Annotated in this window: 21 protein-coding genes; 11 read left to right on the top strand and 10 right to left on the bottom strand. The window is 54.1% G+C overall.

What is annotated here, in order from left to right; all coding sequences use genetic code 11:
* Window positions 1-52: 52 nt before the first annotated feature.
* Entirely contained in the window at window positions 53-1,564 is a 1,512-nt protein-coding gene (locus DDT56_RS07545) for a sugar ABC transporter ATP-binding protein (protein ID WP_136165945.1), read from the bottom strand.
* Window positions 1,565-1,794: 230 nt separating this feature from the next.
* On the opposite strand from DDT56_RS07545, the gene DDT56_RS07540 reads away from it, so the two are divergent.
* Complete coding sequence (locus tag DDT56_RS07540; protein ID WP_136165845.1) at window positions 1,795-2,883, top strand: oxidoreductase; 1,089 nt, start codon at window positions 1,795-1,797, stop codon at window positions 2,881-2,883.
* Between the two features lie 49 nt (window positions 2,884-2,932).
* Here the strand turns inward: DDT56_RS07540 and DDT56_RS07535 are convergent, their stop codons facing one another.
* The 3 genes from DDT56_RS07535 to DDT56_RS07525 all read right to left on the bottom strand — a co-directional run bounded on the left by DDT56_RS07535 (window position 2,933) and on the right by DDT56_RS07525 (window position 5,499).
* Window positions 2,933-3,145, bottom strand: coding sequence for a KTSC domain-containing protein (locus tag DDT56_RS07535; RefSeq protein WP_040343912.1), 213 nt, complete (start codon window positions 3,143-3,145; stop codon window positions 2,933-2,935).
* A gap of 358 nt (window positions 3,146-3,503) precedes the next feature.
* Window positions 3,504-4,349, bottom strand: a complete 846-nt coding sequence (fghA, locus tag DDT56_RS07530; RefSeq protein WP_136165844.1) for an S-formylglutathione hydrolase — start codon at window positions 4,347-4,349, stop codon at window positions 3,504-3,506.
* 28 nt (window positions 4,350-4,377) lie between these two features.
* A complete protein-coding gene (locus DDT56_RS07525) occupies window positions 4,378-5,499 on the bottom strand; it encodes an S-(hydroxymethyl)glutathione dehydrogenase/class III alcohol dehydrogenase (protein ID WP_136165843.1) in 1,122 nt (373 codons plus the stop codon).
* Window positions 5,500-6,310: 811 nt separating this feature from the next.
* Between DDT56_RS07525 and DDT56_RS07520 the strand changes: the two genes are divergently transcribed.
* From DDT56_RS07520 to yeiB, 3 genes are all read left to right on the top strand, one after another.
* Window positions 6,311-7,990 (top strand): methyl-accepting chemotaxis protein, encoded by a 1,680-nt coding sequence (locus DDT56_RS07520; protein ID WP_136165842.1) that lies wholly within the window; start codon window positions 6,311-6,313, stop codon window positions 7,988-7,990.
* Between the two features lie 265 nt (window positions 7,991-8,255).
* Complete coding sequence (folE, locus tag DDT56_RS07515) at window positions 8,256-8,918, top strand: GTP cyclohydrolase I FolE (RefSeq protein ID WP_009113273.1); 663 nt, start codon at window positions 8,256-8,258, stop codon at window positions 8,916-8,918.
* Window positions 8,919-9,039: 121 nt separating this feature from the next.
* Window positions 9,040-10,200: a DUF418 domain-containing protein YeiB gene (yeiB, locus tag DDT56_RS07510; RefSeq protein ID WP_136165841.1), complete on the top strand. Its 1,161-nt coding sequence runs from the start codon at window positions 9,040-9,042 to the stop codon at window positions 10,198-10,200.
* 27 nt (window positions 10,201-10,227) lie between these two features.
* Here yeiB and sanA read toward each other — a convergent pair whose 3' ends face one another.
* A complete protein-coding gene (gene sanA / locus DDT56_RS07505; protein ID WP_136165840.1) occupies window positions 10,228-10,941 on the bottom strand; it encodes an outer membrane permeability protein SanA in 714 nt (237 codons plus the stop codon).
* A 223-nt stretch (window positions 10,942-11,164) separates the two neighbouring features.
* Window positions 11,165-12,478, bottom strand: coding sequence for a 30S ribosomal protein S12 methylthiotransferase RimO (rimO, locus tag DDT56_RS07500; protein ID WP_136165839.1), 1,314 nt, complete (start codon window positions 12,476-12,478; stop codon window positions 11,165-11,167).
* Between the two features lie 271 nt (window positions 12,479-12,749).
* Between rimO and DDT56_RS07495 the strand changes: the two genes are divergently transcribed.
* Window positions 12,750-13,007 (top strand): hypothetical protein, encoded by a 258-nt coding sequence (locus DDT56_RS07495; RefSeq protein ID WP_136165838.1) that lies wholly within the window; start codon window positions 12,750-12,752, stop codon window positions 13,005-13,007.
* Window positions 12,989-13,657, top strand: a complete 669-nt coding sequence (locus DDT56_RS07490) for an ATPase (protein ID WP_168197588.1) — start codon at window positions 12,989-12,991, stop codon at window positions 13,655-13,657. The genes DDT56_RS07495 and DDT56_RS07490 overlap by 19 nt, the downstream gene beginning before the upstream one ends.
* 652 nt (window positions 13,658-14,309) lie before the next feature.
* Here the strand turns inward: DDT56_RS07490 and DDT56_RS07485 are convergent.
* Window positions 14,310-15,071 carry a DUF4225 domain-containing protein gene (locus DDT56_RS07485; RefSeq protein ID WP_136165836.1) on the bottom strand — a complete coding sequence of 254 codons (762 nt, stop codon included), beginning with the start codon at window positions 15,069-15,071 and terminating at the stop codon, window positions 14,310-14,312.
* 177 nt (window positions 15,072-15,248) lie between these two features.
* Here DDT56_RS07485 and DDT56_RS07480 point away from each other — a divergent pair, with 177 nt between their 5' ends.
* Complete coding sequence (locus DDT56_RS07480; protein WP_417903689.1) at window positions 15,249-16,403, top strand: PQQ-dependent sugar dehydrogenase; 1,155 nt, start codon at window positions 15,249-15,251, stop codon at window positions 16,401-16,403.
* A 41-nt stretch (window positions 16,404-16,444) separates the two neighbouring features.
* Here the strand turns inward: DDT56_RS07480 and DDT56_RS07475 are convergent, their stop codons facing one another.
* On the bottom strand, window positions 16,445-17,062 hold the full coding sequence (locus DDT56_RS07475) for a glutathione S-transferase family protein (RefSeq protein WP_136165835.1): 618 nt from the start codon (window positions 17,060-17,062) through the stop codon (window positions 16,445-16,447).
* A 164-nt stretch (window positions 17,063-17,226) separates the two neighbouring features.
* On the opposite strand from DDT56_RS07475, the gene DDT56_RS07470 reads away from it, so the two are divergent.
* The 4 genes from DDT56_RS07470 to DDT56_RS07455 all read left to right on the top strand — a co-directional run bounded on the left by DDT56_RS07470 (window position 17,227) and on the right by DDT56_RS07455 (window position 21,324).
* Entirely contained in the window at window positions 17,227-18,072 is an 846-nt protein-coding gene (locus tag DDT56_RS07470; protein ID WP_136165834.1) for a MetQ/NlpA family ABC transporter substrate-binding protein, read from the top strand.
* 100 nt (window positions 18,073-18,172) lie between these two features.
* On the top strand, window positions 18,173-19,189 hold the full coding sequence (locus tag DDT56_RS07465; RefSeq protein ID WP_136165833.1) for a methionine ABC transporter ATP-binding protein: 1,017 nt from the start codon (window positions 18,173-18,175) through the stop codon (window positions 19,187-19,189).
* On the top strand, window positions 19,182-19,841 hold the full coding sequence (locus DDT56_RS07460) for a methionine ABC transporter permease (RefSeq protein WP_136165832.1): 660 nt from the start codon (window positions 19,182-19,184) through the stop codon (window positions 19,839-19,841). Before DDT56_RS07465 ends, DDT56_RS07460 begins: the two co-directional genes overlap by 8 nt.
* 277 nt (window positions 19,842-20,118) lie before the next feature.
* Window positions 20,119-21,324, top strand: a complete 1,206-nt coding sequence (locus DDT56_RS07455) for a serine hydrolase (RefSeq protein ID WP_136165831.1) — start codon at window positions 20,119-20,121, stop codon at window positions 21,322-21,324.
* Here the strand turns inward: DDT56_RS07455 and deoR are convergent.
* A complete protein-coding gene (gene deoR, locus DDT56_RS07450) occupies window positions 21,313-22,092 on the bottom strand; it encodes a DNA-binding transcriptional repressor DeoR (protein ID WP_136165830.1) in 780 nt (259 codons plus the stop codon). The genes DDT56_RS07455 and deoR overlap by 12 nt on opposite strands.
* A 39-nt stretch (window positions 22,093-22,131) precedes the next feature.
* Entirely contained in the window at window positions 22,132-22,812 is a 681-nt protein-coding gene (gene deoC / locus DDT56_RS07445) for a deoxyribose-phosphate aldolase (RefSeq protein ID WP_136165829.1), read from the bottom strand.
* Window positions 22,813-23,008 lie beyond the last annotated feature (196 nt).

The following is a 23,008-nucleotide window of genomic DNA, read 5'->3' as shown; positions in this document are numbered from 1 at the left end:
TCGAACAGGTGGTGGCGAAAGGGGAGAACCCCGTTAGGTGAAAGTTGGTGACTCACGCGGGAGTTCCTCCGGTTGAATACAATAACAATGTTTCTTCATCGATGGCGGATGCGTCCAGTTCGGCGACGATACGGCCATCCCACAGTACGCAGATACGGTCGCACAGCCCGACCAGCTCGGAAAATTCGCCCGAGGCGTAAATAATGCCTTTACCCTGCCGTGCAAGGCCGTCAATCAGCGAGAACAGATCCTGTTTCGCTTTGATATCGACTCCTTTGGTGGGCTCGTCAAAGATCAGCACCTGCGCCTCGCTGCGCAGCCATTTGCCGATAGCCACTTTTTGTTGATTGCCGCCCGAGAGCCGAACCAGCTTTTGCATTGGCCCGGTGGTGCGAATGGTTAACTGCTGAATCACTTTTCTGGCCCAGACCAGCGCCTGCCGGCGGCTGAATATTCCCCAGCGGGAAAAGCTGTCGCTGGCGCTGACGCTGAGATTCATGGTGACCGACTCATCGAGAAATATGCCCTCTTTGCGCCGCTCTTCGGGAACCAGCGCAATACCCTGTTCGACGGACTGATGCGGCGAGTGCGGCCGCCAGGGGGCGCCGTTATATTCTCCCTGTGCGATCTGGCTGGGCGTGGCGCCGAACAGCGCTTTACACAGCTCGGTTTTGCCGGCGCCCGCCAGCCCGGCGATCCCCAGCACTTCGCCTTTACGCAGCGTCAGCGAGATATCCCGCAGCAGCGTTTCGTCGTGCAGGCCGGCGACCCGCAGCAGCGGATCCGCCGGCGGCGCCGTGCGGCGCGGCGGAAAAATATCATCCAGCCGGTGGCCGAGCATGCGTTCGACGATCTGTTCGCCGCTTAGCCCTTGCATAGCGCCGCTGCTGACGAACTCGCCGTCGCGCAGCACGGTCAGCGTGTCGCAGATTTCACTCAGCTCATGGATGCGGTGAGAAATAAAAACGATGCCGATGCCCTCGGCCTGCAGGCGCCGCACCACCTGAAACAGACGGGCGCTTTCCGCCTGGTCGAGCGGGGCGGTCGGCTCATCGAGAATTAAAAAACGGCATTCATGGGATAAGGCTCTGGCCAACAGGATCTGTTGTTTTTCCGCCAGCGAGCAGCGGTCCAGGCGCTGGCGGACATCCAGGTGGATGCCGAGCTGGTCGAGCAGGGACTGCGCCTGGCGATAAAGCCGCGGCCAGTTGAGCACGTGCCCGAACTGCGCCAGCGTATCCAGCATTATATTTTCCGCCACCGACAGGGTCGGCACCAGCGCCACGTCCACCTCCTGCTGCACCAGATGGATGCCGTACCGTTTGGCGTCGCGCGGAGAATGGATATCAACCCGCGCGCCGTCGATAATAATGTCGCCGCTGTAGTGGTCGTAGGCGCCGGACAGAATCGCCATTAACGTCGACTTTCCCGCGCCGTTCGCCCCGGTCAAGGCATGGATAGACCCGCCCCGCAGAGTGAAATCAACCTGTTTCAGCGCATGAAAGCCGGAAAATGAGATGGAAATATGGCGCATTTCCAGTCGGGATGGTTGGGTGTTAGACATCATGTTCGGTAACGCTCTTGGCGATAAGTCGCATCAGAAACTGGCCTGCAAGGTAACATATAACCGGCAGAATTTAATACAGATTCAGCGCCAGGAGGAACCTAAACTACGAATGAAAAAGCATAAGTTAAGTAAAAAAATTCTTAAACCGCGCCAGGCAAGTGCCTAAGATGGCGTTATCAGCGATTTAGCGCTTATTACAGACGATGACACGCAAGGAATATCAGCAGATGAACACAACGGCAATCCGCGTACAGGTCGGTCCGGCCAACTATTTTTCTTTCCCTGGAGCAATCGATAAACTGCGGGAATTTTATCCGCCCGCGGTGCTGAACAACGCGTTATGGATAACCGGCGAGCGGGCGCTGGCGGCGGCAAGGCCCCATCTTCCCGCTGAATTCGACGCCCCCGGGGCCCGGCGCGTGGTGTTCGGCGCCCATTGCAGCGAAAGCGAGGTGGCGAAACTGGTGGCGCGCGCGGGGGCGGACTGTCAGGTGGTGATCGGCATCGGCGGCGGCGCGGTGCTGGATACGGCCAAGGTGGCGGCGCGCCGGCTGGGTGCGCCGCTGGTGGCGATTCCGACCATTGCCGCCACCTGCGCCGCCTGGACGCCGCTTTCCGTATGGTATAACGATGCCGGGCAGGCGCTGCGTTTTGAGATTTTTACCGACGCCAATCATCTGGTGCTGGTGGAGCCGCGCATTATTTTAGCCGCGCCCGTGGAGTATCTGCTGGCCGGCGTGGGGGATACGCTGGCGAAGTGGTACGAAGCGATGGTGCTCAGCCCGCGGCCTGAAGCCTTGCCGTTGACCGTGCGCCTTGGGTTGCAAACCGCGCTGGATATTCGCGACGTACTGCTGCAAAAAAGCGCCGCCGCGCTGCAGGCGGCCGCTGACGGTACGCTGACCCAGGATTTTCTTGACGTGGTCGATGCGGTGATCGCCGGCGGCGGTATGGTCGGCGGATTAGGGGAGCGCTACACGCGGGTGGCTGCCGCCCATGCGGTGCACAACGGGCTAACGGTCTTGCCGCAGACGGAGCGGTTCCTGCACGGGACAAAGGTCGCCTACGGCATCCTGGTGCAGAGCGCTCTGCTGGGCGATATCGATACGTTACGGCAATTAAAGGCCGCCTATAAGGTGTTGGGACTGCCGACATCGCTGGCCGAACTGAGCGTGGATATTAATGACCAGGCGTCCGTGCGGGCGGTGATTGAACGCACCCTGCAGCGGGACGAGTCTATCCACTATTTACCGTTAACGCTGAATGAGTCGGTGCTGCTGGAAGCGTTTAAAACCGTCGAGACGCTGGCGGAATAGCCGGGAGCGGACGGCAGGCTATGGCGATAGGCTGCTCATCCGCTCGTTTTTACTGTAATTTCTCGTAGGGAAACGAGCTTTTGATATAGCGCGAGTAGTAGCGGTGTTTGGCGGTGCTCGACATTAACTCTTCATAGATCATGCGCGCCACGCCGCTATATTGATAGATGCTGCCATTGAGTAATTCTACTTCCAGTATGCTTTTTTCCGCATCGTACCCGATGGCGAACAGCTCTGCTGATGAAACCCGTTTTCTTTGCAAAATCATATACTCCCAACCGAACAACGCCGCGTTTTCGCGCTAAAAAAGGCGCTATTTATCAGATAACCGCCAGTCAGTGGAGGATGGCCGTCTCTTATGGTTGTGCAAATAGACCTATCCTCTATGGCATTTTATCGGCATGCCGGCTAATTCCTTTACCCGCACGGGCGGAAAGCAGGAACCGCTTGATTCCGGTCGTTTCCTGCAGCAGTGAACTGACACCTTTTCGTCGTTCCCGCGCACCTCCCCGTCGTCCCCGCGGCAGTAGGCGGGGATCTGCTTGCGCTGGCGACTCGGTGCTGCCGAGATCCCACCTCGCGAAAGGCGGGGATCTGCGGGGATGACAATGGTGGAGACATTATTGCTGGTGTAAATACCGGGCGTGGAAGCGCAGATGATCCTCAATAAAGCTGGCGATAAAGAAGTAGCTATGGTCGTAGCCGGACTGGGTGCGCAGGGTGAGCGGCCAGTCGTGCCGGCGTGCCAGTTCGGCCAGTTTCGCCGGCTGCAGCTGGTCGGGTAAAAACTGATCGCAATCGCCTTGATCGACGAGTATCGGCAGTTTGTGTCGGCCGTTGGCCAGTAAATGGCAACTGTCGTACTGTAACCACTGGCTTTCGTCGTCGCCCAGATAAGCGCTTAACGCTTTACGCCCCCAGGGCACCTGGCAGGGATTTACGATGGGCGCAAAGGCCGATGCGGACAGATAATGTTGCGGATTGCGCAATGCCAGCATCAGCGCGCCGTGGCCGCCCATCGAATGTCCGCTGATCGACTGACGGTCGCTAACGTTAAAATGTTGCTGAATCAATGCCGGCAGTTCAACGGCGATGTAGTCATACATCTGATAATGCGCCGCCCAGGGTTGCCGGGTGGCGTTGACGTAAAATCCGGCGCCCTGGCCCAGATCGTATCCGGCGTCATCCGGCACGCCTTCGCCCCGGGGGCTGGTGTCCGCCATCACCAGCACCAGCCCAAGCTGCGCGGCGATGCGTTGCGCGCCGGCTTTGATGGTGAAGTTTTCATCGTTACAGGTCAATCCCGATAGCCAGTAAAGCACCGGGGGCGGGGTATCATCGGACGTTGGCGGCAGATAGATGCTGAACGTCATATTGCAGTTCAGCGTCTCGGACGCATGGCGGTAGCGCTGTTGCCAGCCGCCGAACATGCGGTGTTCTTCCAAAAGTTCCAGCGACAGGTTCATCTCTGTGCTGCCTCCCTTATCTATGGCGTTAGCTGAAATGGATGACGGAGCGGATCGATTTGCCTTCGTGCATTAAATCGAAGGCGCTATTGATCTCTTCCAGCCCCATGGTGTGGGTAATAAAATCACTGAGCTGAAACTCGCCATCCATATAGCGCTGCACGATTCCCGGCAGTTGACTGCGTCCTTTCACGCCGCCGAAAGCGGATCCGCGCCATACCCGGCCGGTCACCAACTGGAACGGACGGGTGGCGATCTCTTCACCCGCGCCGGCCACGCCGATAATTACCGATTCGCCCCAGCCTTTATGACAACACTCCAGCGCAGAACGCATTACGTTGACGTTACCGATACATTCAAAAGAGAAATCCACGCCGCCGTCGGTCAGTTCGACAATCACTTCCTGAATCGGTTTGTCGTAATCTTTGGGATTAATCAGATCGGTGGCGCCCAGTTTGCGCGCCAGATCGAATTTGCTGGTGTTGATATCAATACCGATAATCCGTCCGGCGCCGGCCATCTGCGCGCCGATAATCGCCGACAGCCCGATGCCCCCGAGTCCGAAAATAGCCACGCTGTCGCCCGGTTTTACTTTGGCGGTGTTGATAACGGCGCCCATGCCGGTGGTGACGCCGCAGCCCAGCAGGCAGACTTCTTCCAGCGGCGCTTCCTTGCTGATTTTAGCCAGCGAGATTTCAGGCACCACGGTGAGTTCGGAGAACGTGGAGGTGCCCATATAATGGAAAATAGGCTGACCGTCTTTGGAAAAGCGGGTGGTGCCGTCGGGCATCAGTCCTTTCCCCTGCGTGGTGCGGATCGCCTGACACAGGTTGGTTTTTCCTGAGCGGCAGAATTTACACTCGCCGCATTCCGGCGTATACAGCGGAATAACGTGATCGCCAACGGTTACGCTGGTCACGCCTTCGCCGACGGCTTCCACAATACCGCCGCCTTCATGGCCGAGAATGGCCGGGAAAACGCCCTCGGGATCTTTCCCTGAAAGCGTATAGGCATCGGTATGGCAAACGCCGCTGGCGACAATACGTACCAGCACCTCGCCTTTCTGCGGCGGCATCAGATCCACTTCCTCAATGGAAAGCGGTTGGTTTGGCCCCCAGGCGACGGCGGCGCGGGTTTTGATCATTTGCATGGTGTGGCTCCTGTTGTCGTGTTGCGTAAAAGTTTAATAGTGGTTAATGGTTGATTTTAGCGAAACTTATCGCTGGCGGGGAAGTGCGCGATAAAGCGTTTTTTCAGGGGTGCCGCATTGGGGCCGAAGACTGTGATGAGACTAACCATAAGTCGCTCTGTTAGCAACGTTCATGTAACAACCAAGGGGAACGCCTGCCGTCAACCCTGGCGGCAGGCGCATTGCGTAGCGTATAGCGTCGATAGCGGGTTGACTATATTGGAATACTTGTTGGCGATGCATTAGCTGGAATAATTAACCCTAATGATTAATAGCGCACTATTTATTTAAATATTTTTCTGTGACTGAAGCGACAAAATAGAATTAATCACCTTGGTTTAGATGAAGGGCGGTATGTTTTAGGTAATCAATTGCAGGGTGTTTAGTACTAAATAAAGCGGAAATAGGTTAGACGCAGTGATTGATTCTGGCTTTACATAAATATCTAAATCGAAGATTTAAAGCTTTCATAAATAATTGTATGTGATTAATAGTAGGAGGCTATCATTTTCTTGCTTTTGATCACTACTAATGATCAAAAAAGGTAAACTCCTTATAAATTCTGCCGATAACCTTGAGTAGGAACCGGGAGGAATTCGCGTTTCATGTAAAGAAACATGTCAATTTGTTAAGAATGTGAGTTGTTTGTGTGGTTTGTGGTATGGCCTCGCCATTAGATTATGAATTGTCATTGTGATTTAAATTAACAATGCGTGGGCAAGTTACCAAAAAGCGCAGGTGAAAGTCGTTAAATAATTTATAGGGGTTTTTCGTGAGCTTTTTAAAAAATATCACCATCAGGGCAATGCTTTTAACGATATTGGGAATATTCCTACTCTTATGGGGAGGGGTATCTTTCTATATGTCATCGTCACTCAGTGAAATGACCAACTTATTAGAATCAGGGGAAGTACAGAAAAAGAATGCCGACACCATAGCCGACGGCAGCGATCAATATTTTCGCGGCGCTATCCGTTTAATTCGTGCAATGGATTATAACCAGAGCGGCGAAACCGCCGAGGTGGACAAGTTGCTTGTCTCGGCGGATGAGGCGATAAAAAACACGTCGGCCAAGCTGGCGGAATTTAAAGCCGCCGATCACGGCGATGTTGATAAGGCCATGGTCGAAGAGATGGTGGGAAACTGGACGCGGCTGATTGAGAACGGGCTGCAGCCGTTGTTCGCATCGGTTCGCGACAATCGTCCCGAGGAGTTCCGGCATCTGTTCAGAGACGTTTATCCTAATCTGAGCCTTACCTTCGGCGGCAGCATGGACAAATATCAGGCCAATGCCATCGCCTCCTCCGGCAGTTCGTTTGCCCGCGTGTACGATCTGGTCAGTTGGAACAAACATCTCCTGCTGGTCGCGGCCATAGTCGGCCTGTTGATTCTGCTATTTACCGACCGCTATCTGGCGAACTATCTGGTCAAGCCGTTGGAGATGATTAAAGGCCATTTCAGGGTTCTGGCCGATGGTCAGTTAGGAATACATCTTGATGACTTTGGTCGTAACTGCGCCGGCCAGCTGATCCCCTTTTTAAAAGAGATGCAACGCAGCCTGATTAACACGGTTTCAACTATTCGTGACAGCGCCTCTTCGATTTATCAGGGAGCGAGCGAAATCAAAAGCGGCAACAACGACCTCTCGTCCCGCACCGAACAGCAGGCCGCGGCGCTGGAACAAACGGCCGCCAGTATGGAGCAGCTCGGCGCCACGGTGAAGCAAAACGCGGAGAACGTTCATCAGGCCAGCAAACTGGCGCAGGATGCCGCCATCGCCGCCAAAAAAGGGGGAGAGGTCACCACGGAGGTGGTGGGAACCATGGCCAATATCGCCACCAGCTCGAAGAAGATTGCCGATATTACCAGCGTCATCAACGGCATTGCCTTCCAGACCAATATTCTGGCGCTTAACGCCGCGGTGGAAGCGGCCAGAGCCGGCGAGCAAGGTCGTGGTTTTGCGGTGGTGGCGGGGGAAGTGCGGAATCTGGCGCAGCGCAGCGCCCAGGCCGCCAAGGAAATCGAAGGGTTGATCGCCGAGTCGGTGGAGCGGGTAAATACCGGATCGCATCAGGTCACGCAAACGGGTGAAGCGATGGAGTCCATCATCACCGCCATTACCCGGGTTAACGATCTGATGGGCGAGATTGCCTCGGCTTCCGACGAACAGAGCCGCGGTATCAGCCAGATCGGTCAGGCGGTGACGGAAATGGATGGCGTGACCCAGCAGAATGCCGCATTGGTGCAGGAGTCCGCCGCCGCGGCCGCTTCTCTGGAAGATCAGGCCCGCCAACTGAATGAAGCGGTATCCGTCTTCCAACTGGCGGCGGATGAAAAACGGCAATCCGCTAAAAATCTGTTATCTGAAAAACCGGCCCCGGTTATCAAGCCCGCTTTGCTGACGGCAAAGGGCGGCAAAAAGAGCGCCAGCGATAACTGGGAAACCTTCTAATAAAAAAGCAACAACACCATTGAGTAGTTGATTAAAGCCACACCAGGGAATTTCACTTAAAACAGGCGCTGGGGGGCATTGCTCCCAGCGCCTGTTTCATTATGCCATGCGCTTTGCCGGCCGATATCTGCCGATTGATAACCTGAATCTATTTCAATAATCATGACGTACAATCACTGGATAATCGCGGCGCTCTCAACTACAGTGGTGGCGGCGTTTTGACTCGACCGACGTCACCATAAGTCACACCTGCAGGAGAATAATAATGTCATCGTTAAGTAAAGAAGCCGTTCTGGTTCATGAGGCGCTGATGGCGCGCGGCCTCGAGACGCCGCTGCGCGGAGAATTATTGGATCGGGAAACGCGTAAACAGCGTATTGCCGAACATATGACGGAAGTCATGAATCTGTTAAGCCTCGATTTGCAAGATGACAGTCTGGCGGAGACGCCGCACCGTATCGCTAAAATGTATGTCGATGAAATATTCTCCGGGCTGGATTACGCCAATTTCCCAAAAATCACCATCATTGAGAATAAAATGAAGGTGGATGAAATGGTCACCGTCCGGGACATCACCTTGACCAGCACCTGCGAACATCATTTCGTGACCATTGATGGTAAAGCGACGGTGGCCTATATTCCGAAAGAGGGTGTGATTGGTTTGTCGAAAATCAATCGTATCGTACAGTTCTTTTCCCAGCGGCCGCAGGTGCAGGAACGTTTGACGCAACAAATCCTGATTGCCTTGCAAACGTTGCTCGGCACCAGCAACGTCGCGGTATGCATCGATGCGGTGCATTATTGCGTCAAAGCGCGCGGCATCCGCGATGCGACCAGCGCGACCACCACCACCTCGCTGGGCGGATTGTTCAAATCCAGCCAGAATACCCGTCAGGAATTTCTGCGCGCGGTACGCCATCACGGCTAGCGGCGGCATTGCCTGGTTTCTACGTTGGCCGCTGTGCGGCGCAACGTAGAAATAAAATGCGTATTATTTCACGCCATCTGTTAATACAATCGTTATTCCGATGACCTGATACCAGACGCCTATGCCTGCTCAACCCACACCGTCCTCACGTATTGCCACGCTGGATTTTGCGCGCGGCGTCGCCGTACTCGGTATTCTACTGCTCAATATAACCGCCTTCGGCTTACCGAAAGCCGCCTATCTCAATCCTGCCTGGCAGGGGTTGCCATCGCCGACGGATGCCTGGACCTGGGCCATCATGGATCTCGCCGTACAGGCAAAATTTTTGACGTTATTCTCGCTGCTGTTCGGGGCTGGGCTACAGCTGTTGCTGCCCAGAGGAAAGCGTTGGGTGCATGCCCGGCTGTTCTGGCTGATGCTGATAGGGCTGGTACATGCCGTTTTTTTCTGGGACGGCGACATTCTGCTGGATTACGGCCTGATTGGGCTGGTGTGCTACGGCATGATCCGCCACGCCGAGGGTAGCCGGGCGTTACTGCGCACCGGGGCGATAATGTATCTTGTCGGGGTGGGCGTGCTGTTTGTTTTAAGCCGATTGCTCAGTCCGCAGCCGGGACGATTCTGGCAGCCGGGCGCGGCCGACATTACCTATGAGGCCTACTGGAAGACCACGGGCGGGCCGGAGGCATGGGGCAACCGGGTGGACTTGCTTACCGATAGCCTATTATCGCTGGGCGTTCAATACGGCTGGCTGCTGGCCGGCTCCATGCTGCTGGGCGCCGGCCTGATGCGCAGCGGCTGGCTGAAAGGGACGTTCAGCCAGCGGCACTACCGGCGCATTGCTTGCTGGCTGATTCCGCTGGCGTTATTGATCAACGGCGGCGGCGTGGCGGCGCAGTGGCTGGTGCAGTGGGAATATCGCTGGAGCGGCCTGTTATTGCAGATCCCCCGCGAGTTGAGCGCTATTCTGCAGGCGGTGGGCTATCTCGCGCTCTGTTATGGCTTTTGGCCGACGTTATGCCGCTGGCGCATCACTTACTGGATCGGCGATATCGGCCGTATGGCGCTGACCAATTATTTGCTGCAGACCCTGGTCTGTAGCCTGCTGTTTAACCATTTCGGGCTGTTTATGCGCCTGGATCGCCTGCAGCTGCTGGCCGTGGTGCCCGTAGTCTGGGGAGTAAACCTGCTGTTTTCTCATTACTGGCTGCGTTATTTCCGCCAGGGGCCGCTTGAGTGGCTGTGGCGCCGGCTGACCGCGGCGATTGCCAAAGCGGCCTAGAGGCATGGCGGCGGGTATCGCTATCGTCTAGCCCTGGCGGGCCGGGTTAAGCGCCTGCTCAGGGGGAACGGCGGGGTAGTCCGGCGCATCCTCGGGAATTTTATGCTCTGCCGGAATCGAAATCTGCGGTCCGAGAAAACGGGGTTCCCGTTTCACAATGTACAGATCAAAGAGCGCGCCCAGCCTGGCGCCGAATTCCCGCAGACGCACGGTGAGCATGTTTTTGGGGGAGGGAACCGCGTAGCACTGCGCCTGAATGCCGAGGTGCAGGGCGATAAACAACGCCCGTTCGCAGTGGAAACGCTGGGTAATGATGGTGAAGTCATTGGTATCGAACACCTTCCGCGTTCTGACGACCGAGTCCAGCGTACGAAATCCCGCATAGTCCAGCACGATATCCGTCGGAGAAACGCCGGCCGCTATCAGGTCGCGACGCATGGTCATCGGCTCGTTGTAACTTTGCAGCGCATTGTCGCCGCTTAGCAGCAGATAACTGATTTTGCCGCTGTTATAGGCGTTCAATGCCCCCTGGATACGGAAAAGATAATACTGATTGATGACCCCGGTGCGGTAATACTTGGCGGTGCCCAATACCACGCCGACCTGTCGCGACGGCAGCGCCTGAAGATCGTCATAAACAAAAGGCGCGGTTTTCCAACTGATCCAGCGATCGAGAGCAAAAGCGGACAGCAGCAGCACGCCAATAGTTATCAACAGGCCGTATATCAGGCGTTTCCACATGCTTATGCCTCAGGTAAGGCGATTGGGAGAGTCATGTCTCAAGGCTACTTTACCTGAAAGTCGGACGCAAGGCGCAGACGCTGCTGGGGCGGTTTATTGACGGATTTTGCAACGACAGAGCAAAAAACAGACGAAGCGGCTAAAAAAGCCGCTCTTTGATGGCGCAAAAGAGCGGTTTATAGGGAAATAGACAGGCTGTGATATCAGGTATGAAGGCGGATAATCAAATCCGGCTTCCCCACAGGTCGTACTCGTCGGCGTGCTCGATTTTTACCTTCACGATATCGCCCACGCTAACGCCGGTTTCGCCATTCAGATAGACCGCGCCGTCGATTTCCGGGGCATCGGCCATGCTGCGTCCGATGGCGCCTTCCTCATCGATTTCGTCGATCAGCACCAGCAGTTCGCGTCCGATTTTCTCCCGCAGGCGCCGGGCGGAAATGCTTTGCTGAAGCTGCATAAAGCGGTGGTAGCGCTCGTCTTTGATCTCTTCCGGCACCTGATCCGGCAGCTGATTCGCCGCCGCGCCCTCCACCGGACTGTATTTGAAACAGCCGACGCGATCCAGTTGGGCTTCTTGCAGGAAGTCGAGCAGCATCTGGAACTCTGCTTCGGTTTCGCCGGGAAAGCCGACGATAAAGGTTGAACGCAGCGTCAGCTCCGGGCAAATTTCGCGCCAGCGCTTGATGCGTTCCAGCGTTCTTTCCACCGCGCCTGGGCGCTTCATCAGCTTGAGAATACGCGGGCTGGCGTGTTGCAGCGGAATATCCAGATACGGCAGGATTTTTCCGGCGGCCATCAGCGGAATGACGTCATCCACGTGCGGATAAGGGTAGACGTAATGCAAACGGACCCACACCCCCAGCGAAGCCAGATGTTCGCACAGGCTGACCATACTGGTTTTGACCGGTTGACCGTTCCAGAAACCGGTACGCTGTTTCACGTCGGCGCCGTAGGCGGAGGTGTCCTGCGATATCACCAGCAGCTCTTTCACCCCCGCATCCGCCAGACGTTTCGCTTCATCCAGCACCGAACCGATAGGGCGGCTGTCCAGATCGCCGCGCATCGACGGAATAATGCAGAAGGTGCAGCGATGGTTGCAGCCTTCCGATATTTTCAGGTAGGCGTAATGCCGCGGCGTCAGTTTCACGCCCTGCGCCGGAACCAGACTGGTAAACGGATTGTGTTCGGGTTTCGGCACATATTGATGTACGTGCGACAATACCTGTTCGTAGCTGTGCGGCCCGGTGATTTCCAGCACCCTGGGGTGCACTTCGCGGATTTGGTTCTCTTTCGCGCCCAGACAGCCGGTGACGATAACCTTGCCGTTTTCATTCAGCGCTTCGCCGATGGCCTCCAGCGATTCCTGCACGGCGCTGTCGATAAAACCGCAGGTATTGACGATCACCAGTTCGGCATCGTCATAGCGCGGCACCACCTGATAACCTTCAGTACGCAATTCGGTGAGGATCCTTTCGGAGTCCACCAGATTTTTCGGGCAGCCGAGGGAAACGAAGCCGATACGGGGTTGTTGCATGTTATTTGCTCACAATGTATTCAAAAAGAAAAACTGCCGGATTCTACACCATAGTCGGCGTGTCTTATAGTCGCGACGGTAAAAGTCGGTATGTTAATTATGCTGATATCAAGTCTGTTTGAGATAGGAGTATACGCAGCACGGCATGTTTGAACAGGTGAGTGGTTTTGATATCGCTCTTGGAATGACGCTCGCAGACCGTCACATGATACCCTATGGTTCAGCAACTATATGGTATACTTTTTCATCGCCGCGTTAGATGGAGATAGTTATGGTACAGCAAATAAAAGTGGTTAGAAAACATCAACGTAAAAGTGCCATTGATGATAACAAGACCTTAATGCAACTGGGCGCCAGGGCTTCACGACAGGCAATAAAAGATGCGTTGAGTTCGGGGGTGTCAATCACCTATATTCAGGACGGGCATATTGTCAGGCAGGCTCCTGATGGCACAACCGAGGAAATAAAAAGCACGAAAAGTCAGGAGACGATAAAACTCAAGGAATTACTGTGCCATACCCGCACCTAAGACTGATTGCCGGACCGAATGATTCGGGAAAGACGACGCTGACGAAAACGTTACGCGAAACCTACTCAGTTCCGCTAGGTCAATATCTTAATCCTGATGATATCGCCAAGCATATTGACTTGCGATCGCTGCTGGGGAGCGTGATAAACCCTGATAAAATATCGGTCGATCATGCCGCTATATTGGCACAAAAAATATCCTTGGGGCTCCGTGATGACTGGAAGCGCGACAAGCTCTCATTTACTTATGAATCGGTCATGAGTCATGAGAGTCACTTGACTTTTGTCCGCTCGGCAAAAGAAATTGGCTACAAACCCTATCTTTATTATGTTTGTACCGCAGATCCGGCATTGAATGAAACCCGTATAACACAACGTATCGCAATGGGAGGGCATAGCGTACCTAAAGAGAAAATTCTCAGCCGCTATCAGCGTAGCCTGGAATACCTGTTGGGAATGGTTAGTTTATGCCATCGGGCTTATTTTTTTGATAACTCAACGACCATACTCACCTTTATTGGTGAAGTGACGCCTGACGGCTATCTAGATATTGTCGAAGCCTCGTTTGATAAAGTACAGGCGCGCTGGCTCTATGATTATGTAATCAAGTCATGGGACGTTAATAAAATCAGAACGATCAAACCAAGATAATCTTCTTGTTTTCCGCAATGGTTTATTGATACGGGTTAATTATGCTTCTTTTTGATCTTAACATGGTTTTACCATTCTGGCCGCCGAGGGAAACGAATCCGATACGGGGTTGTTGCATGTTATTTGCTCACAATGTATTCAAAAAGAAAAACTGCCGGATTCTACACCATAGTCGGCGTGTCTTATAGTCACAGGTTAAAACTCGGCGCGCTGATGATGTTGGTATCGAGCCTGTTCATTGCCAGATATGAAAAGAAAACCGCCTGTAATGACGGCTTTAGGTGGCGTCTGTGAAGCATGGTTAACGTCTTATTAGCGGTTCATACCCATTTGATATAGTTATTTCTTGGCATGGCAAGGATATTGATTATGGAGAAAAATAAGGCACCCCATATAACGGAATCATATAAATCCACGTTGAAATCTATTCTCAGGATATCTTTGACAAAGGATGTCCCATGAAAAAATATACAAAATTGTATGGCGGTTATTACCGGTACGAAAAGTCTAAAAAAAATAAATAGAGGGCGTATACCTTTTTTGTCTATGATTGTTTTAATATAGTAAAGCAATGCGAATATCCCTGTTGATATTGCATAGTATACGAAAACAGGAACCCATGATTTGGTTGTAAATAAGACGTCCTGTTCCATTATTTTCCTCCTCCAGTAACTTGATATAGCGAATAGGCTGTTACCGCACTACTTACCGCATCCGTTGAAATAGCTACGGCACTCATTTCCTGCCAACCCAAAATATAGTCCTGCTTTATCTGTTGAAAAAGTTTCCAGGATTTTTCGCGTGGTAATAAAATTTTCCTGAATGAGCCATAGCCAGTCATGCCTAGGTCGATTGCCCCGTAAACGAGATCGGCCTGATTATTATTAAACCCTAATTTATCCGCCGTGTATCGATATGCATCACGTACAGTGCCGCTGGTTTCCTCTCGCAATACGAGATAATATCCATTTTCATAAGTATTGTTAGCGCCATGTACCATCATAGGTACACCATAACCGGCACAGGCTGCACCTAATGTTCCAGCGCAAAGCCCCACTCCGGCAAAAAACTGTGCACCACCGCCAACAAAGCCAACTTGTTTTAATATAATTTGTTGCGTCTGCTCTTTCTTCTCTTTCTGTACTATAATATAGAGCTTTGCGATGTTTGCGGTAAGTTGAAAATCTTGTTCATTCAAATAATCAATTTCTCTCTGCAATATGTCAATACCGCCACGATGTGATAGACAATATGTATTAATCTCTCGCTCGATTGCCTGAATAAGTCCTTCTATCTCAAAATAGAAGTCAACGGAACGATTTCGAAAATATTTTAACGATAAGTTTTGAACCAAGAATCTTAGCTCTTGAGATTTTTGGTCAAAATCCGTTCTATCTTTGTTGTGTAAGTACATGAGAACGTTCCTGTTCATCCATCAACGTAGCCATCAGTATACATCGAGATATATGTTCATTCTATAATCCCCAATTCATGCCCTTTCTTCAACAAATGTAAACCTGCCGTCGATTTTTTGCACAAACATCCCCCGGCGCCTAAATTTACAGAACTTTTGTTGAATGGAGACAACGCCATGCCTCGTAGCGCGATGCCTTACCCCTCTCTGTCGTTATCCCTACCGCCGTTGAGCCGCTGGTTATTTCTGGCGGCGGCGCTGCTGTTTTCCTCCTTCCTGTTTGCCGCGTCGCCCAAGGTGACGGAGTTGCAGGATAAACTCGATCATCCCTGGTCGTTGGCGTTTTTGCCGGACGAACAGGGGATTCTGATTACCGAACGGGCGGGCAATTTACGCCGCTGGCAGGCGGCAGGCGGACTTTCCGAACCTATCGCCGGCGTACCGCAGGTGTATGCCAAATCGCAGGGCGGGCTGCTGGAAGTGGCGCTGTCGCCAGATTTTGCCCAGAGCCGGCGCCTCTACCTGAGTTTTGCCGAAGAGGGCAGCGATGGAAAAGCGGGAACGGCGGTGGGCTACGGCCGCCTGTCGGAGGATTATAAACGGCTGGAGAATTTTACCGTTTTCTTCCGCCAGGAACCCAAGCTGTCCACCGGGAACCATTTCGGCGGCAAACTGGCTTTTGACCGTCAGGGATACCTGTTTATTTCCCTGGGAGAAAATAACCAGCGCCCGACGGCGCAGGATCTGGATAAGCTGCAAGGCAAAATCGTTCGCCTGACCGCCGACGGCAAGGTCCCGGCGGATAATCCGCTGGTCGATCGGCCGAACGCGCGCCCGGAGATTTGGTCGTACGGCCATCGCAATCCGCAGGGGCTGGCGATCAATCCCTGGAGCGGGGCGTTATGGGAAAATGAGCACGGTCCGAAAGGGGGCGATGAAATCAACATTCCCCAGGCCGGTAAAAATTACGGCTGGCCGTTGGCGACTTACGGCATCAACTATTCCGGGCTGAAGATCCCCGAATCCCTGGGCGAGCAGGTGCCCGGTATGGAGAACCCGGATTTTTACTGGAAGAAATCTCCCGGCGTCAGCGGGATGGCGTTCTATAACAGCGATCGTTTCCCGCAGTGGAAAAATTCGCTGTTTATCGGCGCGCTGGCGGAGGAAAACCTTATTCGCTTAACGCTGGAGGGCGACAAGGTGGTGGCGGAAGAGCGCTTATTGGATGACCGGGACGAACGCATTCGCGAAGTCCGGCAGGGGCCGGACGGCTATATTTATCTGCTGACCGATCATGATAACGGCAAGTTGCTGAGGGTGGGGCCGGAGTAGCGGCAATCGTCGGCGTATTACGCGACCCCGCGCCATTCAACCTAGGTCAACGGCAGCATCACCGTTTGCTGATAGGCGGGGCGTTCGGTCAGTTGCCGATACCAGCGTTGCAGATTCGGGCGCGGCCGGCGTTCGATGTCCATAGAAAACCAGGCATAGGCGATGCAGCCCAGCGGGATGTCGCCTATGCCGAATTTATCGCCGGACAGCCACCGCTGCCGTGCCAGCGCGCCGTCGGCGATGCCCAATAAGCGTTCGCATTCCGCCATGCTTTTCTGCACCAGCGCCATATCGCGCTTTTCCGGCGCCACGCGTACCAGGTTGATAAACACGGCGCCAAATGAGACCGCCAGGGTAGTGGTCCAGTCCATCCATTTCTCCGCGCCCGCCCGCGCGCCGGCGTCCGCGAGATACAGCGAACCCTGCCCGTATTGCGCCGCCAGATAACGCACGATGGTGTTGGATTCCCACAGCACCAGATCGTCGTCCTGCAAACAGGGGATCAGCCCGTTAGGGTTCAGCGCCAGATAGTCCGCATCCTGATTGCGGCCAAACTGTCCGCCGGCCGGAATATATTGATAAGATAGCGCCAATTCCGCCGCGCACCAGCGCACTTTTTTGACGTTGGTTGAATTTTCACGTCCCCAAATTGTCAGCATCCCGGATCTCACTGTGAAAGAAGAAAATTTAGGCCGCCGCGGGTCGGGCGAACCGCCAAGAGAAGGAAAGATGAGAAATAATGATATACCTTTTTAGTCTTTATGATTTAACTTGTCATTCTTAATAATGACAGGTAGTTACATACAGACAGGAAAGCTATTCAATGAAATTTACCCATTCTCTGCGCGCCACGTTATGTATTGCGCTGTTGGCAGCCGGCGTTCAACAGGCCAGCGCCGACAGCGATCCGCAAACTATCGTTTTTGGCGTGGCTCCGGGGCCTTATGGCGATATGGTCAATCAGGCGATTAAACCCGAGTTGACGAAGAAAGGCTACAAGGTGGTGGTGCGTGAGTTCAGCGATTATGTTCAGCCGAACCTGGCGCTGGCCAACGGCAGCATCGACGCCAACCTGTTCCAGCATACGCTGTATCTGGAAAAGTTCGCCGCCGATAAAAATCTGAAAATCACCAAATTGATCACCGTGCCAACGGCCAGCATGGGGTTTTACTCCAATAAGATTACATCGCTGGATGAACTGAAGAAAGGCGATGTCGTCACCTTATCCAACGACGCCACGAATCTGGCGCGCGGCCTGCGTTTTCTGCAATCGCTGGGGTTGATTACCATCAAGCCCGATATTGATGCGACCAAAGCGTCGGAAAAAGACATTGTTGAAAATCCGCGCGGGTTGGTCTTCAAGCCGCTGGAAGCCGCCCAGCTGCCGCGCACGCTGGATAGCGTGACCGCTTCGCTGGTTAACGGTAATTTCGCCTTTGCCGCGGGATTGAAACTCTCTTCCGCCATCAAACTGGAAACGCTGGATGAAAATCTGAAGAACGTGATTGCGGTGCGCACCGCCGATCTGGATAAGCCGTTCGTCAAAGATACCAAGGCTATCGTCGAGTCGCCCGCCTATGCGGCGGTGATTGATCAGCCGGGCTCCATGTTCAGTCAGTTCCAGAAACCAGAATGGATGCAGGCGAAAACGCCGGCGCCAGCACAGTAATTCGCGAGTCGGTACTGGTCAGAGATTAACATGCTGTATTCTTCTGGCCGGTCTATGACCGGCTTTTTTCTTTTCCGCTTGTGCCAGGAGTTTGCGGATAATGATTCAGTTAGAGGGTGTTAGCGTTGATTTTCCTCAGGGGAAACAGCGAGGGAATCGAGCCGTGGATAATGTGACTTTACATATCCGGCCGGGAGAGGTTTACGGCATTGTGGGAACCAGCGGCGCCGGGAAAAGCACGCTGTTGCGCACCATCAATTTATTGCAACGCCCCACGGCCGGGGTTGTCCAGGTGCATGGGGTGAAGGTCAGCGATCTGCAAGGCAAAGCGCTGCGTGCGCAGCGGCAGAAAATGGGCATGATCTTCCAGCATTTTAATTTAATGCAAACGCGCACCGTGGCGGAAAACGTCGCGTTTAGCCTCAAGGCGGCGGGAAAATCCAGCGAGGAAATTGCTCAGCGGGTGCCGGAAATTCTCAATCTGGTGGGGCTGGCCGATAAGTCCGCGGCTTTTCCTTCCCAACTCAGCGGCGGGCAGAAACAACGGGTGGGCATCGCCAGGGCGATTGCCAATCATCCTGAAGTGCTGCTGTGCGACGAGCCCACCTCGGCGCTTGATTTGGAAACGTCCGCGGCGATTTTAGTGTTGCTCAAAGAGATCAATAAAAAGCTGGGTATCACTATCGTCTTGATTTCTCATGAAATGAGCGTAATCAAGTCCATCTGTGACCGGGTCGCGGTAATGACCGGCGGTAAAGTGGTGGAAGAGGGCGACGTGTTTGATATTTTCGCCGCGCCGCAGCATCCGTTTACCCGGCAGCTGGTGGCTCATACGTTGAATCTTGAGCTTCCTCCCCGCCTGCTGGAGGATTTGCAGGGCACCCTGCTGAAAATTCTGTTCGTTGGCGATTCGGCGGAACAACCGGTGCTGTCCGACGTAGCGACCCGCTTTGGCGTGTCCGTCAATATACTGCACGGCAAAATCGAGTATATCGGCAACCGCGCATTGGGAATCCTGGTCGCCTTGCTGACGCACCCTTCCGAGGCGTCGAACGTCGTGGCGGCCGTGGAGCATATTCGGGCGAGAACCGCCCAGGTGGAGGTGTTGCATGGCTGATTTATGGATCGACCTGGTCGCGGCATTCGGCGAGACATTCCAGATGGTGGGGATCTCGACGCTGTTCGCGCTTGTCGGCGGCTTGCCTCTGGGTTTTATTATCTATGTCACCGACCGTCACCTATTCTGGGAAAACCGCGCGGTGTATCTGTGCAGCACGGTGCTGGTAAATATCATCCGCTCCATTCCGTTTGTCATTTTGCTGGTGCTGTTGTTGCCGCTGACGCAGATTCTGCTGGGCAACACCATTGGCCCGGTGGCGGCGTCGGTGCCGATGTCGGTCGCGGCGATCGCTTTCTATGCCCGTCTGGTGGACAGCGCGCTGCGCGACGTGGATCCCGGCATTGTTGAGGCGGGGGAGGCTTTCGGCGCCAGCCCGATGCGCATCATCTGTACCGTATTGCTGCCGGAGGCGAAAGCCGGTTTATTGCGCGGACTGACCATTACGCTGGTAAGCCTGATCGGCTATTCGGCCATGGCGGGGATTGTCGGCGGCGGCGGCGTGGGCGATCTGGCCATTCGTTTCGGCTATTACCGCTATGAAACCGGCGTGATGATTGTGACGGTTATCGCGCTGGTCATTCTGGTGCAGATTGTGCAAATGCTGGGCGACTGGCTATCAAGGCAGGCGGATAAGCGCGAACGGCGCTGATCGCTTTTCCCGCGGCGTTATCGACCGCTTAACGCGCGGCATCCTCAGCGGTGCCGCGCGGCCCCTGCCGCTGCGGCGTAACGAACGCCATGGGCGGTCGTCTGATTTTTTCCCCGCATACCGCTGTTTTTTAGACTTTTTCATTTCTTTGATTATCTTTACAGACTGAATGGTTTCCTTGATGGAAATGAAGCGTTACCTTTGGATGTTGCTAAACTTTTCAAAACATATTGAAAATTAAGTATTTCTAACGACTTATGGATATCGCGGCGATCTCATGAAGAAAACGACTTTCCTTTGCAGGCTAAAATCTTTCACCACGGGAACGGTATTACTAACGGGGCTGATCGCTTCCGCCTCTGCCGAACAGCTTCCCGCGGTTCCTCAAATTGATGCCAAAGCCTTTATTCTGATGGATTATCACAGCGGCAAAGTGCTGGCCGAAGCTAACGCGGATGAACGTCTCGATCCGGCGAGCCTGACGAAAATCATGGCCAGTTACGTTACCGGGCAGGCGATAAAAGCCGGGAAAATTCGCCCCACGGATGAAGTTACCGTGGGGAAGGACGCCTGGGCGACGGGTAATCCGGTATTGCGCGGTTCATCGCTGATGTTCCTTAAACCTGGCGATCGCATTCCGGTTTCGGAACTGAACAAGGGTATCGTTATTCAATCGGGCAATGACGCCAGCATTGCGCTGGCAGACTACGTTGCCGGCAGTCAGGATGCGTTCGTCAGCCTGATGAACAATTATGTTAAAGCGCTGGGGTTGACCAATACCCATTTTCTCACCGTTCATGGGCTGGATGCGCCGGGCCAGTACAGCACCGCGCGCGATATGGCGCTGTTGGGGCAGGCGTTGATTCGCGACGTGCCGGATGAATATGCGCTGCATAAAGAAAAAGAGTTCACCTTTAATAATATCCGTCAGCCCAATCGTAACCGCCTGCTGTGGAGCAGCAATCTGAACGTGGACGGGATTAAAACCGGTCATACCAGCGGCGCCGGGCATAACCTGGTGGCGTCGGCCACCGAAGGGAATATGCGCCTGATCTCGGTGGTGCTGGGGGCGCCGACGGATGCGACGCGCTTCCGCGAAAGTGAAAAACTGCTGACCTGGGGATTCCGCTTCTTTGAAACGGTCACGCCGGTCAAGGCGGGGGCGCCGTTTACCACGCAGCGGGTGTGGTTCGGCACCCAGAAAGAGGCCCGGCTCGGCGTGGCGCAAGATGCCGCGCTGACCATCCCCAAAGGGCAGATGAAAAATCTCAAGGCCAGCTTTACGCTGCTTCAGCCGCAGCTGTCCGCGCCGTTGGCGAAAAATCAGGTGGTGGGCACCATCGATTTTCAGCTGGAGGGTAAAAGCATCGGGCAGCGGCAGCTGGTGGCGCTGGACGATATTCCCGAGGCCGGGATTTTCAGCCGCCTGTGGGATTCGGTGATGATAAAACTTCAGCAGTGGTTTGGCGGGCTATTCGGTTAACGGTTGGCTCAGTAACACAATGCCGTTGCTGTTGCAGTAGCGAATATAGTCGGCGGTCGGCTCACGGTTGGTTATCAGGGTATCGAACAGGGTAAGCGGGCCGATACACGCCGGTTTAATCTGGCCGAATTTGCTATCGTCGCTAACCAGAATGGCCCGTTGCGACATGGCCAGCGCCCGGTGTTTCATATTCAATTCAGCAAAGTTGAAGCAGGTGGCGCCGGCGCTAAGGTCGATGCCCGCCGCGGAGATGAAAGCCTTGTTCGGGCAGATATTATCCAGCTCGTTGCGCTGGCCGAGCGGGGTGAAAATGGCGTTGTCCGGGTGAAATTGCCCGCCGCACAGAATCACCTTGCAGGCGGCTTTTTCCTGTAATGCCAGAAAGGTGTTGAGCGAATAGCAAATAGCGGTAAAAGGCAGTTCATCGGGAATGGCTTCAATGACAAAGGGCGTGGTGGTGCCGCAATCGAAAAAAACCGTGTCGTTCGCCTCAATCAACCGGGCGGCGATTTCCCCCGCCGCCTGCTTTTCCGCCACGTGCTTGCTCTGCTGGTCGGAGACGAAGTAACTGGTGACATTGCCGCTTTTCAAATCACTGACCACATAGCCGCCAAGCAACACCACCGCCGCCGGCTCGGCGCTCAGATCGCGGCGAACGGTCATCTCGGAAACGCCCAATAGCCGGGCGGCGTCTTTAAGATGAAGTTTGTCCGCTTTTTTCAAAGCCTGGGCAAGTTTGTTAATCCGTTCTTCGCGCCGCGTTTCCATATGATTCCCTGTGATGCGCCCGTTGGCACGGGCGAACGTTTAGTAGCTTCCTGCCGCGACCGACTCGCCGGAAACGATAGCCACCCCGGAACTGGTGCCGATGCGGGTCGCCCCCGCGCGGATCATGATTTCCGCCGTTTGACGATCGCGTACCGCGCCGGATGCTTTAACGCCTATCTCCGGGCCGACCGTTTTACGCATCAGTTTCACCTGTTCTTCGCGGGCGCCGTCGGTGCTGAATCCGGTGGATGTCTTAACGAAAGCCACATTCAGTTCACGGCATATTTCACAAATCAGCACGATTTGTTCATCGTCAAGCAGACAGGTTTCCAATATTACCTTCAACGGTATGGCGGCGCAAACCTCGCGCACGGCCTGAATATCGGCTTTAACGGCGCTGATATCGCCGCTTTTCAGCCAGCCGACGTTGATCACCATATCGATTTCCCTGGCGCCGGCGTCAATGGCGGCCCGGGCTTCAAAGACCTTGGACGACGTCAGGCCCGCGCCCAGCGGGAAACCAATCACCGAACACACCTGGACGGAAGAGCCCTGCAGCTGTCTGGCGGCCAACGGGACGTAGCCTGAGTTAACGCAAACCGCGTAGAAGCGATGCGCTTTCGCCTCATCGCACAGCCTGATGATCTGTTGTTCGGTGGCGTCGGCGGCCAGCAGGGTGTGGTCGATATAGCGTGCGTAATCGCGGTTTTCAGTGGTCATGTCTGACTCCTTTGACTGTTCAATAAAGTGCTTTGTTATAATTATAACATTCATGGGCTGTTATCAATCTTAATTGTTTCTTTTCACCCAAATAACCCGCTATAACCTGCGATTATTGTCACATTAATAACAAAAATGGATTGTTATTGTCATATCACTCACATTTAATAAGTAAAAAAATACCAGGGGAAAAATG

The sequence above is a fragment of the Brenneria corticis genome, assembly GCF_003115855.1.
In the GTDB taxonomy this organism is placed as follows: Bacteria; Pseudomonadota; Gammaproteobacteria; order Enterobacterales; family Enterobacteriaceae; genus Brenneria; species Brenneria corticis.
Note: the sequence above shows the minus strand (reverse complement) of the source record. Positions and strands in the feature narration are given on the sequence as shown.

Excerpts from the sequence above, each read along its gene's own strand:
- DDT56_RS07545 (WP_136165945.1), bottom strand. The coding sequence starts at position 1,564 with ATGTCTAACACCCAACCATCCCGACTGGAAATGCGCCATATTTCCATC.
- DDT56_RS07540 (WP_136165845.1), top strand. The coding sequence starts at position 1,795 with ATGAACACAACGGCAATCCGCGTACAGGTCGGTCCGGCCAACTATTTT.
- fghA (WP_136165844.1), bottom strand. The coding sequence starts at position 4,349 with ATGAACCTGTCGCTGGAACTTTTGGAAGAACACCGCATGTTCGGCGGC.
- DDT56_RS07525 (WP_136165843.1), bottom strand. The coding sequence starts at position 5,499 with ATGCAAATGATCAAAACCCGCGCCGCCGTCGCCTGGGGGCCAAACCAA.
- folE (WP_009113273.1), top strand. The coding sequence starts at position 8,256 with ATGTCATCGTTAAGTAAAGAAGCCGTTCTGGTTCATGAGGCGCTGATG.
- yeiB (WP_136165841.1), top strand. The coding sequence starts at position 9,040 with ATGCCTGCTCAACCCACACCGTCCTCACGTATTGCCACGCTGGATTTT.
- sanA (WP_136165840.1), bottom strand. The coding sequence starts at position 10,941 with ATGTGGAAACGCCTGATATACGGCCTGTTGATAACTATTGGCGTGCTG.
- rimO (WP_136165839.1), bottom strand. The coding sequence starts at position 12,478 with ATGCAACAACCCCGTATCGGCTTCGTTTCCCTCGGCTGCCCGAAAAAT.
- DDT56_RS07495 (WP_136165838.1), top strand. The coding sequence starts at position 12,750 with ATGGTACAGCAAATAAAAGTGGTTAGAAAACATCAACGTAAAAGTGCC.
- DDT56_RS07485 (WP_136165836.1), bottom strand. The coding sequence starts at position 15,071 with ATGTACTTACACAACAAAGATAGAACGGATTTTGACCAAAAATCTCAA.
- DDT56_RS07480 (WP_417903689.1), top strand. The coding sequence starts at position 15,249 with ATGCCTCGTAGCGCGATGCCTTACCCCTCTCTGTCGTTATCCCTACCG.
- DDT56_RS07475 (WP_136165835.1), bottom strand. The coding sequence starts at position 17,062 with ATGCTGACAATTTGGGGACGTGAAAATTCAACCAACGTCAAAAAAGTG.
- DDT56_RS07470 (WP_136165834.1), top strand. The coding sequence starts at position 17,227 with ATGAAATTTACCCATTCTCTGCGCGCCACGTTATGTATTGCGCTGTTG.
- DDT56_RS07465 (WP_136165833.1), top strand. The coding sequence starts at position 18,173 with ATGATTCAGTTAGAGGGTGTTAGCGTTGATTTTCCTCAGGGGAAACAG.
- DDT56_RS07460 (WP_136165832.1), top strand. The coding sequence starts at position 19,182 with ATGGCTGATTTATGGATCGACCTGGTCGCGGCATTCGGCGAGACATTC.
- DDT56_RS07455 (WP_136165831.1), top strand. The coding sequence starts at position 20,119 with ATGAAGAAAACGACTTTCCTTTGCAGGCTAAAATCTTTCACCACGGGA.
- deoR (WP_136165830.1), bottom strand. The coding sequence starts at position 22,092 with ATGGAAACGCGGCGCGAAGAACGGATTAACAAACTTGCCCAGGCTTTG.
- deoC (WP_136165829.1), bottom strand. The coding sequence starts at position 22,812 with ATGACCACTGAAAACCGCGATTACGCACGCTATATCGACCACACCCTG.